Origin of the sequence: Bathymodiolus heckerae thiotrophic gill symbiont, from assembly GCF_900180345.1 — a bacterium.
Taxonomy (GTDB): domain Bacteria; phylum Pseudomonadota; class Gammaproteobacteria; order PS1; family Pseudothioglobaceae; genus Thiodubiliella.
On the sequence record NZ_FXLV01000049.1, the window covers coordinates 1 to 11,148 of the forward strand.

The 11,148-nt window shown below is 39.0% G+C and carries 13 protein-coding genes and 3 tRNA genes; 8 read left to right on the top strand and 8 right to left on the bottom strand.

Annotated features, from left to right (window positions below):
• The 6 genes from CRYPD_RS06260 to CRYPD_RS06285 form a co-directional block, all read right to left on the bottom strand.
• The coding region (locus CRYPD_RS06260; RefSeq protein ID WP_244610269.1) for a GTP-binding protein at positions 1 to 124 on the bottom strand (124 nt) is incomplete at its 3' end.
• Between the two features lie 33 nt (positions 125 to 157).
• A tRNA-Thr gene (locus CRYPD_RS06265) sits at positions 158 to 232 on the bottom strand.
• 27 nt (positions 233 to 259) lie between these two features.
• Positions 260 to 333 (bottom strand) — tRNA-Gly (locus tag CRYPD_RS06270).
• Between the two features lie 28 nt (positions 334 to 361).
• Positions 362 to 446: transfer RNA gene (locus CRYPD_RS06275), tRNA-Tyr, on the bottom strand.
• A gap of 85 nt (positions 447 to 531) precedes the next feature.
• Positions 532 to 1,752 carry a malic enzyme-like NAD(P)-binding protein gene (locus CRYPD_RS06280; RefSeq protein ID WP_138146744.1) on the bottom strand — a complete coding sequence of 407 codons (1,221 nt, stop codon included), beginning with the start codon at positions 1,750 to 1,752 and terminating at the stop codon, positions 532 to 534.
• Between the two features lie 35 nt (positions 1,753 to 1,787).
• Positions 1,788 to 2,927: a quinone-dependent dihydroorotate dehydrogenase gene (locus CRYPD_RS06285; RefSeq protein ID WP_138146745.1), complete on the bottom strand. Its 1,140-nt coding sequence runs from the start codon at positions 2,925 to 2,927 to the stop codon at positions 1,788 to 1,790.
• A gap of 54 nt (positions 2,928 to 2,981) precedes the next feature.
• Here CRYPD_RS06285 and CRYPD_RS08120 point away from each other — a divergent pair, with 54 nt between their 5' ends.
• The 6 genes from CRYPD_RS08120 to CRYPD_RS06310 all read left to right on the top strand — a co-directional run bounded on the left by CRYPD_RS08120 (position 2,982) and on the right by CRYPD_RS06310 (position 6,918).
• Positions 2,982 to 3,131, top strand: a complete 150-nt coding sequence (locus tag CRYPD_RS08120) for a hypothetical protein (RefSeq protein ID WP_171004372.1) — start codon at positions 2,982 to 2,984, stop codon at positions 3,129 to 3,131.
• 72 nt (positions 3,132 to 3,203) lie between these two features.
• Positions 3,204 to 3,383 (top strand): hypothetical protein, encoded by a 180-nt coding sequence (locus CRYPD_RS06290; RefSeq protein ID WP_138146746.1) that lies wholly within the window; start codon positions 3,204 to 3,206, stop codon positions 3,381 to 3,383.
• Between the two features lie 20 nt (positions 3,384 to 3,403).
• Complete coding sequence (gene mraZ / locus CRYPD_RS06295) at positions 3,404 to 3,844, top strand: division/cell wall cluster transcriptional repressor MraZ (RefSeq protein ID WP_244610268.1); 441 nt, start codon at positions 3,404 to 3,406, stop codon at positions 3,842 to 3,844.
• Positions 3,841 to 4,779 carry a 16S rRNA (cytosine(1402)-N(4))-methyltransferase RsmH gene (rsmH, locus tag CRYPD_RS06300; protein ID WP_138146748.1) on the top strand — a complete coding sequence of 313 codons (939 nt, stop codon included), beginning with the start codon at positions 3,841 to 3,843 and terminating at the stop codon, positions 4,777 to 4,779. The genes mraZ and rsmH overlap by 4 nt, the downstream gene beginning before the upstream one ends.
• On the top strand, positions 4,772 to 5,038 hold the full coding sequence (locus CRYPD_RS08460; protein ID WP_138146749.1) for a cell division protein FtsL: 267 nt from the start codon (positions 4,772 to 4,774) through the stop codon (positions 5,036 to 5,038). The genes rsmH and CRYPD_RS08460 overlap by 8 nt, the downstream gene beginning before the upstream one ends.
• Positions 5,035 to 6,918, top strand: coding sequence for a peptidoglycan D,D-transpeptidase FtsI family protein (locus tag CRYPD_RS06310; RefSeq protein ID WP_138146750.1), 1,884 nt, complete (start codon positions 5,035 to 5,037; stop codon positions 6,916 to 6,918). The genes CRYPD_RS08460 and CRYPD_RS06310 overlap by 4 nt, the downstream gene beginning before the upstream one ends.
• Before the next feature lies 1 nt (position 6,919).
• On the opposite strand, the gene dnaG is transcribed toward CRYPD_RS06310, so the two are convergent.
• Complete coding sequence (gene dnaG, locus CRYPD_RS06315) at positions 6,920 to 8,725, bottom strand: DNA primase (protein ID WP_138146751.1); 1,806 nt, start codon at positions 8,723 to 8,725, stop codon at positions 6,920 to 6,922.
• Between the two features lie 14 nt (positions 8,726 to 8,739).
• On the opposite strand from dnaG, the gene CRYPD_RS06320 reads away from it, so the two are divergent.
• The gene (locus CRYPD_RS06320) at positions 8,740 to 9,636 is read left to right on the top strand and encodes an LpxL/LpxP family acyltransferase (protein ID WP_138146752.1); all 897 of its coding nucleotides are present in this window, start codon (positions 8,740 to 8,742) and stop codon (positions 9,634 to 9,636) included.
• Positions 9,637 to 9,704: 68 nt separating this feature from the next.
• Positions 9,705 to 9,965, top strand: a complete 261-nt coding sequence (gene rpsO / locus CRYPD_RS06325; protein ID WP_138146753.1) for a 30S ribosomal protein S15 — start codon at positions 9,705 to 9,707, stop codon at positions 9,963 to 9,965.
• Between the two features lie 651 nt (positions 9,966 to 10,616).
• On the opposite strand, the gene CRYPD_RS08125 is transcribed toward rpsO, so the two are convergent.
• Positions 10,617 to 11,148 (bottom strand): hypothetical protein (locus CRYPD_RS08125; protein ID WP_171004373.1); only part of this gene is annotated, 532 nt, incomplete at its 5' end.

Here is an 11,148-nt window from a genome sequence, read left to right on the forward strand (position 1 = left end):
CACCACGGGCTTCTGCCATAACTTTGGTAATGGCAGCGGTTAGAGTAGTTTTACCGTGGTCAACATGACCGATAGTACCTACATTGACATGGGGTTTGGTTCTTTCGAATTTTTCTTTTGACATTTTCTCTTCCTCTTTTTTATATTACAATTAATTTGGAGCTCACCAGCGGACTTGAACCGCCGACCTCTTCCTTACCAAGGAAGTGCTCTACCACTGAGCTAGGTGAGCACAACCCTCTCTCCTCTTTTTTCTATTTGGAGCGGGTAACGAGAATCGAACTCGTCTCATTGGCTTGGAAGGCCAAGGTAATACCAATATACGATACCCGCAATCTTTTTTAATTCTTTTCTTGCTTTTTGGTGGAGAGAGAAGGATTCGAACCTTCGAAGCCGGAGGCGACGGATTTACAATCCGCATACTTTAACCACTCGTAAATCTCTCCCCAAAAGGCAATCGCCTATTATTCCATAATTTCTTGTCAACAACAAGGTTTTTAATGGATTTTTTTATAGGGGCTTTAAAGAAGTTTATAGCCGTGAAACACCACTGGCAACAGCAGCATCAAACACAGCTTTGGGCACGACTTCAATTAATCTTTTGTCAAAAGGCTTGGGAATGATATAATTTTTGCCAAAACTTATTGTATCCTCGTTATAGGCTTTAAGCACCTCATTTGGAACCTCAAGTTTTGCCAAATCTTTCAACGCATGCACAGCGGCAATTTTCATCTCAACATTAATTTCTCTGGCTTTGGCGTCCAATGCACCTCGAAATATAAACGGGAAGCCCAACACATTATTTACCTGATTAGGATAATCACTTCGTCCTGTTGCCATAATCAAATCATCACGCACTGAATTAGCATCAGCAGGTGAAATCTCAGGATCAGGATTGGACAGAGCAAATACAATCGGATTATCTGCCATTGAACGCACCATCTCTTTGGTTACTAAATTGGCAGAAGCCACGCCCACAAAAATATCACAACCTTGCATGGCATCTGCCAATGTTTGTTTTGTTGATTTACTTGCGTAGCGAGATTTTTGCTTACTTAAATTCACTCTATCTTGAGTAACAACTCCCTTAGAATCAACTAACAAAATATTGGACTTTTTAAAACCGAGTTCGCACAATAAACCAAGTGTGGCAATGCCAGCAGCACCAGCGCCCACGCAAGTCAAAGTCGCATTCTTCAAGGTTTTTCCTTGAATTTCTAAGGCGTTTAGAAGCCCCGCAGCAATAATAATCGCCGTACCATGTTGGTCATCATGAAATACTGGAATATCCAGTGCTTTAATCAAGCGTTGTTCGATTTCAAAACAACGCGGCGCAGAAATATCCTCTAAATTGATGCCACCAAAAGTAGGCGCAATGTTTTTGACTGTTTGCACGAACTCATCCACATCTTGCGTATCTACTTCAATATCAAACACATCTACATCGGCAAACTTCTTAAATAATACTGCCTTGCCTTCCATGACCGGTTTTGACGCTAAAGGACCAACATTGCCCAACCCCAAAACAGCGGATCCATCTGAGATAACAGCCACTAGATTGCCCTTAATCGTATAATTATTCACCAGATCTGGATTGTTGGCAATTTCTCGCACAGGTGCTGCCACGCCTGGTGTATAAGCCAGTGATAAATCTTCTTTGCTGTCTAGTGGTTTATGCGATAAAACAATCAATTTACCTGGTCGATTGCCTTGGTGGTAGTCAAGTGCCGCTTGGTGGTGCTCTGAGCTCATTGAAATATAGGCGAAAAAAGAGAGGGTAATTATACTTACTTAAGTGGATTGCGTGAGCCTACTGCCTCTTCAATTGAGGAAAATCCATCTTTTTTAAGTAACGCAACCAAACCTCGGTTAATCTCTCCAACCACCTGCGGACCTTCAAAAATCATGCTAGTAATCATCTCAATCAAATTAGCGCCAGCGGTAATTTTCTCATAGGCATCCTGTGCATTAAACACACCACCCACACCAATAATAGTGATTTTCCCATGCGTTCTTTGATAGACATGGCGTATCATATTAATCGATATTCGCTGCACTGGCAGACCACTGAGTGCCCCCTTATCAAAAGTTAGCTCTTCTTTAAAGTATTCGCCACTCATCGAAGGCTTGGTTAAATTAGTCAATACTAATCCATTAACCTTATGCTCTAAGCAAGTATCAACAATGGTGTTAATTTCATCCGTGGTCAAATCCGCTGCCATTTTTACATACACTGGCTTATGCGCTTGTTTAACTTTATCAAGTGCACTGAGCAGTGCGTCTAAATTTTCCCGCTCAACAAAAGGCTCGCCATCTTGCGTATTTGGGCAAGAGATATTAATCGTGTAATAACTACCAATATTTTTAAATTCATCCAGTGTTTTTAAATAGTCGTCAATTGAAGTTTGCAAATCAAAATAATTAGAATCATTTGTTTTGGCAGCATTAATGCCAATTGGAATACTGAATTTTTTAGATTTTAATCTTTTTGCAATCGCCACTGCGCCTTGATTATTCAGCCCATACCACACCAAAATTGACTTAGATTTAATCAAACGAAACAAGCGCCTGCCCACACCCGGATTGCCCGGACACCTATCGCCCGTAAAAGAACCCAACTCTGCAAAACCAAAGCCAATAGATGGATAGGCATCAGTTAATTCCCCCTCTTTATCAAACCCCGCCGAAAGACCAATTGGATTGTCATATTTAATACCATCAACCGTGGTGTTTAAACTACTGTGCTGATAATAAAATAAGACTTTTAACAACCCTCTGCCAAACTTATTAGAAACAAATAGCAAACCAAATTGTTTCAGTTTATTGTGCGCCTTTTCCGCTTCCCACAAGAAAATAATCGGACGCACAACCCAGCGATAAAGCAAATAATTAACCGTACCCCGTAATTCATAAATTAACTTGTTCATTTGCTCATCATATCATAATATTCTACTTAAATTATTAGAGACCTTTGCATAAATATGAATAATCATCAAAAATCCACTTTTCACCCGCTTGGCGATTTTTTAAACCCAGCCTTAGCCCTGCTAGGACAAGGTTTAAGAAAATCACCAATCTGGAAAAAATTGAATTTTGCTAATCATCCCTATTTATGCAAAGGTCTCTATTAATATAACAGAAGTATATATAAGTGGAATAAAGTGGTATAAAATGTATTTTTAATACCAAAAGTGGAGCAAACAATGCAATTAAAACAATTTACTGTTGGTGGGCTGCTGTCAATCGTTTCATTAAACACGCTGGCGTTAATGGACACTCAGCAGGTACAAATCAATAACTTTAAGCCCTTTCTTGTGATTACTATTGTCGCTTTAGTGCTTGGTGCAATGGCAATTTATCAAAAACATTTGCAACATCGCTAATACTTATTATGTTTCGTGGAGTGCACAATTTAACCATTGACGCTAAAGGGAGGCTAAAAATCCCCATGCGTCATCAGGCGCAAATTGATAAAACTTGTGCTGGGAAAATGGTACTGAGTATTCACCCAGATGATACTTGTTTGCTACTCTATCCTTTACAGGACTGGCAAGTGCTTGAAGACAAAGTCAGCGCCTTGCCATCGCTCAACATTCATACCAAACGCCTTAAACGCAAACTTATTGGCCATGCAACCGATTGTGAATTAGACAATACATTGCGCATTCTTATTCCTGCCACACTGAGAGAATATGCCAATATTGATAGAAAAATTATCATGAGTGGGCAAGGGCATAATTTTGAACTGTGGGATGAAAGTGCTTGGCACAAACAACTTGCCAACCTTGATGCGTTAAGCAAGAAAGAAGACATTCCAATCAGCATCACCGAGCTGTCGTTATGAGCTCTAACCATCACCAATCAGTGATGTTTGAAAAATCTATTGAGGGGTTAAACATAAAAAATGATGGTATCTATATTGATGCCACTTTTGGTCGTGGTGGGCACGCACTTGGTATTTTGAACAAACTGGGTGAGCAAGGGCAATTAATTGCTTTTGACCAAGACATTAGCGCTATTGAATACGCTAACCAACACATCAATGATACGCGTTTGACACTTATCCACAGTGCCTTTGCTGATATGCACCAAGTTCTTTCTGAGCAAGGCTTACTTGGCAAAATTGATGGTATTTTGATGGATCTCGGTGTCTCATCACCACAGCTGGACAATGCACAGCGAGGCTTTAGTTTCAATGCCGATGGTCCGCTTGATATGCGTATGAACCAAACCCGTGGCATAAGTGCAGCGCAGTGGCTGGCTCAGGCAGACAAGGTTGAAATTGCCAATGTTATTTATGCGTTTGGCGAAGAAAGAAAAAGCCGACACATTGCCAATGCGATTAAAAAATTTCAAGTAGATACGCCACTAGAAACCACCTTGCAATTAGCCAATATTGTCAGTAGTGTGGTGCGTTCACAGAAGAAAAAACACCCTGCAACACGCACCTTTCAAGCCATTCGGATTTTTATCAATCAAGAGCTCAAACAACTCTCTGAAACACTTGAACAAACCCTTGATGTATTAGCACCAGAAGCTCGTTTGTGTGTCATTAGTTTTCATTCAATTGAAGACCGGATTGTGAAGCAATTTGTGCGCAAATACTCAAAACAAAAACAACTGCCTAAAGGTTTGCCAATTATAGATGACGGCATACAGCAAACGCTATTGCGAGACCTAGGCAAAAGTTTTGCCAGTTCAGAAGAGATTAGCGCCAATAGACGCTCAAGAAGTGCAATATTAAGAATTGCACAACGCACCACAAAACCTAATGTTTAAAAAACCACTCATACTTAACATTACACTCAGTATTATTATTATCGTGTTGTCTTTTTATACAATTCTCTGGCACAGCCAAAATCACCTGATTTACAAAAAAACAAAAAAATTGCAAAAAGAAAACCAAAAAATTATGGCGTTGCACAAACAACTACTCAGCGAACACTCGACACAAATTAGTGGCCAAAAAATTAAAAATAAGGCTTTGAAAGCGCTAAAAATGAAACACCCTAACAAAGTCAGAGCGCTCATATTATGAAGGATAAATTAAAGGCATTATTCAAATTTTCTGGCAGAACTCAGCATTATTCACGCCGTCAAACCCTGATTAAAAGCCTTTTTTTTGCACTTATGTTCTTTTTTGCTTATCGTGCTGTTGCCATTCATACACTAAGTGCTGGCAAAGTTAATATTCAAGAAAGAGCCAGCAAGCAAGCAAGCACTGTCTCTAATTTTAAAGCGCATCGTGGTGATATTCTGGATAGAAATGGCGCTGTACTTGCCAGTAATTTGATTTTAAAAAAAGTAAACTTGGACTCAACACAAATTCAAAGTGCTTTTATCGCAAAACTTGCTGAAGCCTTGATGATGCCAAAACAAGCGTTACAAACGGCAATTAACAAAAAACTCAGTAAGCACGCAGGCAGGAAAAATTTGGTAATTCGAAAGAATCTCAGACTCACCAGCCCAATCCTTGAAAACCTAAAAATACTGAAAAAAGTCAAATTAAAAATTTGTAGAGCCAAGCGAAAAAAAGATAAAATTGCTTGGCTTGATAAGGCACTGATATTTGTCAAACTAAAAACACATAAACCAACCTACAGTCTTGTTAAAACTTGTAGAACGGAAAGAATTCGTGGCGTTCGACTACAAACTGATACCCGCAGATATTATCCTAAATCCGCCTCATTGGCACCACTTATTGGTCGCATTAATCGTAACAAAAAAGGGATTTCTGGTATTGAAGGTGAATTTGAATCAGCGCTTGCTGGACAAGATGGGGTTGTTTATTTGAATTTTAATCAAGATTCTCAAGCATCTTATTTTAACCCCGTGGTGCATAAATCCCTCAAGCATGGTCAAGATGTCCAATTAACAATTGATGCTGATATCCAATTTCACGCTTATGCTGCTGTAAAAAAATCCGTCAATAAGCACAATGCCGATTCTGGCTCGGCTATCATCTTAAAGCCAAATGGCGAGATTTTAGCGATGGTGAATTATCCTGCTGACGACCCAAATGACAAAACTGTCTATAATGTGGCACATTATCGCAATCGAGTGCTTGCAGACAAGCTGGATCCAGGCTCAACTATGAAACCGTTTACCATGCTTTTGGCACTTGATAAGAAAAAAATTACTGCCAACGAAGATGAGTTAATTGATGTGACCAAACGCATTGGACACATCAGACCCGATAAAAAATATAAACAAATGACGGTTAAAAAGATTTTGCAAAAATCGCATAACTTAGGCACAGTTAATGTTGCCGAAAGATTGGAGAAAAAGGAATTATATGACACTTGGTATAAGCTTGGTTTTGGGCAACCACTTGGCCTTATTCCCAGTATTGAAAATTCTGGATTACTGAGATATTTTAGTTCTTGGGCGTTATCAGATAAGCGTTCATTGTCTTTTGGCTATGGCCCAATGCAGGCCAATTTGGCGCAACTTGCTCGGGCTTATTTGGTGTTTGCCAATGAGGGCGCTGTTCCTGCATTAAAACTTATTAACAATGTAAATGCACAATCAAAAATAACGCAAGTTTTTAGCAAGACTGCCACCCATAAAATTGCCAATTTGTTAGATGCGGTTGCCTCACAACAAGGGTCAGGCTATCGCGCACAAATCAAAGGTTATAGCGTAGCAGGAAAAACGGGAACTGCGGAAATGGTGGTTAACGGTCGTTACAACAAAAAAGGCGCAAAGCGCACTTTCTTTGCCGGCTTTGTACCCGTTAAAAAACCAAAATATATTATGGTGGTTAGGCTTGATTATCCAAAAAAATGCTACACTCACTACACACCCAAACTGAAAATAAGTTGCGAAGGGTCAAATTCTGCGGCAATGGTGTTTAAAGAAGCAATGGAAAACATCTTAAGTAGCGACCAGTCCATCAAACTATTGGCGAAGAAATAATCTATTTTCTAGATTTGCTTTTAGCAATCCCTTCCATCACTTTTTGCTGGTCTTCTAAAGTTTTAGCACTTGCGATTGAGCCCTTTACTTTGGTGATTTCTTGGCGTTTCTCGGCATTGTTTAATGCCGATAAAAACTCATCTCTCGCCTGATTTTCACTCAGGAATGGCTCTAGTGTGCATAATTTTTGTAAACGCTGATAAACACCCAATTTAGATTTAAAAGGCTTGATTAAACTCTCTTGAGAAATTTCTTCATCCATTTGCGCTGAGTGCACCAAATCTAATAATACTTGTGATTTTTCAATATTTCGTACTCTCACTTCAACTGTATCATTGGCCAATAACGGATAATTAAGCAACAAACTAATCATCCTTCCCATTAACACTTTAACTGAGTTATTTTCTTGAGAACTGATATTTGGCATGGAATATTCATCAGAAAAATCTGGCATGAAAGACTCATATTCCATATCAATTGGTGCTTGCAGTTGCGATTTTTCTTGGACTTTCTCTGTTTGTTGGGTAAAAACTGCCATAACCTGTTCAACACTTTGTCCTACAATTTGCGCAACGCCTTCAAGAAGTTGCAGCTGATAAACATCATGAGTAACAAGTGCAATCAATGCCGTTACCTCTTCTAAAAATAAAGTTTTCCCTTCAATAGTGTCAAAATCTACTTCTGCTTGAATATGCTCAAACAAAAATTTTGACAGTGGGTATGCATTACTAATACGCACCTCAAATGCCTGAGTTGATTCTTTTTTAACCAAGGTGTCGGGGTCTTCGCCATCAGGCAAGAACAGAAATTTGATTTGCAATCCAGATTTAATAATCGGTAAGGCGATTTTTAATGCTTTCCAGGCAGCGACACGACCCGCATCATCGCCATCAAAACAAAACACGATATTATTGGTCGTGCGTGCCAATGTTTGCAAATGCTGCTCAGTAGTTGCAGTACCTAGTGTTGCCACTACTTTGGTTATATCAGATTGATGCAATGCCACCACATCCATATAGCCTTCAACCACCAAGATATAATCCATTGAGCGTGAATGTTTGCGTGCATGATAAAGCCCGTAGAGCTCTCTTGATTTGGAGAAAATCGGGCTTTCTTGCGAGTTAAGGTATTTGGCTTTGGCATTGTTATCAAATGCTCTACCGCCAAAAGCAATGACAGCACCTTTGCTGCTATGAATAGGAAACATCAAGCGATCACGGAAAAAATCATAATCACCATATTCACCTGTTTTAATCAAACCCAAGGCTTTTAAATCTAGGGTTGCCTGTTCATTTTGCTCAAAATTCAGTAATAAATCCTTATTGCTGGGTGGGGCAAAACCTAAGGCAAAACGCTTGGCAATTTCGCCACTAATGCCTCGGTCTTTGGCATAAGTAACGGCTTTTTCTTTGGCTGGCGAGGCTTTAAGTTGTTGTGCATAAAAATCACTCACTTTTTGAGACAATTCACGATAGCGCTCTAATTTAGGATCAGCTGGCTTGCTATTACTATCATATTCAATAACAAGTCCAAATTCATTGGCAATCGCCTCAACCGCTTCGGGGAAACTTAGGTTTTCATACTTTTGCATAAAACTAATTGCACCACCGCTCTCACCGCATTTAAAACAATGATAAAATTGCTCGTGACTATTAACGGCAAAATTGGGATTTTTTCCACCATGAAAAGGACAAGGCGCACGATAACCGCTTCCCATTTTCTTAAGCGTAAGGCGTTTGCCAATCAAATCAACAATGTCAATTTGATTGGGCAAATCGTTAATAAAATTTTGACTAATATAAGGCATAAAAAACCATTTTAATGAAAAAACAAAATTTTTATCATCCTAAATTTATTCCAACTTGGATTTTGATTGGTTTAATGAGGTTAGGCGCTAAATTACCGTTTAAAGCGCAGGTTGCTATCGGCACTGGTTTTGGCAAACTGCTTCACCTGATATTACCCCGTTTTAGAAACATTGCCCTGATAAATACAACCAAATGTTTTCCTAATAAAAACAAATCTCAGATTAAACAATTGGTTAAACAGCATTTTACAGCGCTCGGTATCTCCTTTTTTGAGTCTGCAAACTGTTTTTACCTGAACGATGCTGCACTGAAAAAACGCTATCACATCAAAAACACACAAATATTACAAGATGCTCTAAATCAGAAAAAAAATGTCATTCTGCTGGTTGGGCATTTCACTGTTATGATGTTAGCAGGGCGAATGTTATTGCAAAATTTTAAATTTGCTGACCTCTATCGCCCACAAAATAACGCTCTATTTGATGCAGAAATGACCAAGCAATTCACTCAACATGGCAGTGTTATGATTAAAGCCAAAGACTCAAGAGCCTTAATTAAAACCCTTAAATCTGGACTGCCAATTTGGTATGCACCCGACCAAGACTTGGGCATACAACGCTCCGTATTTGCCCCGTTTTTTGGCGTGGAAACTGCCACCATCAATGCCACCGCAAAACTGGCAAAAATCAATAATACACTCGTCATTCCGCTGTCTTTCTCACGCAATAAATCAGGCTATGAACTAGAATTTTCCCCCGCACTTAACAACTACCCCACCTCAGATACTTTACAAAATGCCACCATCATTAATCAAATATTACAAGCACAAATTCTCAAAGCACCCGAACAATACTTATGGATTCACCGCCGCTTTAAAACCCGCCCAGAAGGCAAAGCTTCTTTTTACTAAATCTTTACTAAATTAAAAACAATTAGCGTATAATTGCCCCTTTATATTTTTCGACTCATAACATTATTATGCCAATTGATACACAAGCCATCATTAAAGAACATCAGTCTGCCGAAGGCGACACTGGATCAACCAATGTGCAAGTTGCCTTATTAACTGCACGCATTAAACACCTAACTGAGCATTTTCAAACCCACAAAAAAGACCACCATTCAAGAAGGGGTTTGTTGCATTTGGTTTCTCAGCGTAAAAAACTATTGTCTTACCTTAAGGGCAATGATGTAAGTGCTTATTCAAATCTAATTACGCGTTTAGGACTTAGAAAATAACCTAAATCCATCATAAAAACGCCAGCCTTTCCAAAAAAAGCTGGCGTTTTCTTAATCGCCTAAATTGTAACACTTAATCATCCGATATACACTTCTTTCGCTAACACCAAGAATGTTAGCGATTTCGTATTGATGTCCAGAAAATTCATCAAGCAACAGAGTTAAATATTCACAGGTAATTCCTCTAATTCAGGATTTTTAAAAAAGAATCGTGCCTATTTTAAGCATCCGCCACAAAAAAAGTTAAAATATCTAGAAACAATGAGAATTTTGCCAACAATATTCTCAACAGGGGGTTTAATACTGCAACACCTAACAGCAAATGGGTCAGCGATACTACCTTTGTTCACACTAGACAAGGCTAGCTGTATTTAGCCACTGTGATTGATTTGTATTCTCGCAAGGTGTGGCTGGTCAATGAATCTGAAAAGAGGCTTTATCGCAACACCCCCTGAACTTAATATGAAGGTCTTAAATTAATAAAAAAGTTTTAATTAGCTAGCATCAACAACAAGATAGGTCATAGCAGCCAAATAAACTGCTATTATAATTCCTACTACTACAGCTACTGGATGTCCGCCTCTAATATTTTTCATTTCAATTGAATTTTTCATAATTTTCCTTATATTATTAATCAGCACTTACCACCCATCAAAACTTCCATCTAATAGTACCTTCAATACCATCACTATGAGCTTTGTTGTTAGTAGATTGCACTCTTTCATAGCTCACAGAAACAGTACTGTTATCTTTTTGATAATCAACACCCATATTAATAGTAAGCTCTTTTTCAGCATTTTTGCTCAGGTAGTCGGTGTTGTCGTTACTTAAGTTGGCTTTATATTCAACACCTAAGGTGCGATTAAGTTTGCCATCTCGGTAGTCGATGCTATTACTCAAGTCAAGTCCGATAGCCAGTGCTTTGTCGGTTGTGGTTTCGCTAGAAGTTAGGATATTGTTAGCCTTCATCTTAATGCGGCTGATATCATAGCGGATAAAAGGTGAGAGATTGAGCTTGTTTTTTTGTAAATCACCTCGATAGGCAACACTGGCGAAGTAGCCGTTGCTGTCTTGGTTATTAGCAACATGGGTACTGCTGCTGACTTCGTGTTTGCCTTTAACAAGCCCAAGAACCGCTTCAATACTACTGTCTTGGTTTAGTTCTAATGCACCATAAGTGGAG

What these genes read in the sequence shown, in the direction of transcription:
- CRYPD_RS08460 (WP_138146749.1), top strand. Translation starts at nt 4,772, where the DNA reads ATGTTTAAAAAACCACTCATACTTAACATTACACTCAGTATTATTATT.
- CRYPD_RS06280 (WP_138146744.1), bottom strand. Translation starts at nt 1,752, where the DNA reads ATGAGCTCAGAGCACCACCAAGCGGCACTTGACTACCACCAAGGCAAT.
- rsmH (WP_138146748.1), top strand. Translation starts at nt 3,841, where the DNA reads ATGAGCTCTAACCATCACCAATCAGTGATGTTTGAAAAATCTATTGAG.
- CRYPD_RS06290 (WP_138146746.1), top strand. Translation starts at nt 3,204, where the DNA reads ATGCAATTAAAACAATTTACTGTTGGTGGGCTGCTGTCAATCGTTTCA.
- rpsO (WP_138146753.1), top strand. Translation starts at nt 9,705, where the DNA reads ATGCCAATTGATACACAAGCCATCATTAAAGAACATCAGTCTGCCGAA.
- dnaG (WP_138146751.1), bottom strand. Translation starts at nt 8,725, where the DNA reads ATGCCTTATATTAGTCAAAATTTTATTAACGATTTGCCCAATCAAATT.
- CRYPD_RS06285 (WP_138146745.1), bottom strand. Translation starts at nt 2,927, where the DNA reads ATGAACAAGTTAATTTATGAATTACGGGGTACGGTTAATTATTTGCTT.
- CRYPD_RS08120 (WP_171004372.1), top strand. Translation starts at nt 2,982, where the DNA reads ATGAATAATCATCAAAAATCCACTTTTCACCCGCTTGGCGATTTTTTA.
- CRYPD_RS06310 (WP_138146750.1), top strand. Translation starts at nt 5,035, where the DNA reads ATGAAGGATAAATTAAAGGCATTATTCAAATTTTCTGGCAGAACTCAG.
- CRYPD_RS06320 (WP_138146752.1), top strand. Translation starts at nt 8,740, where the DNA reads ATGAAAAAACAAAATTTTTATCATCCTAAATTTATTCCAACTTGGATT.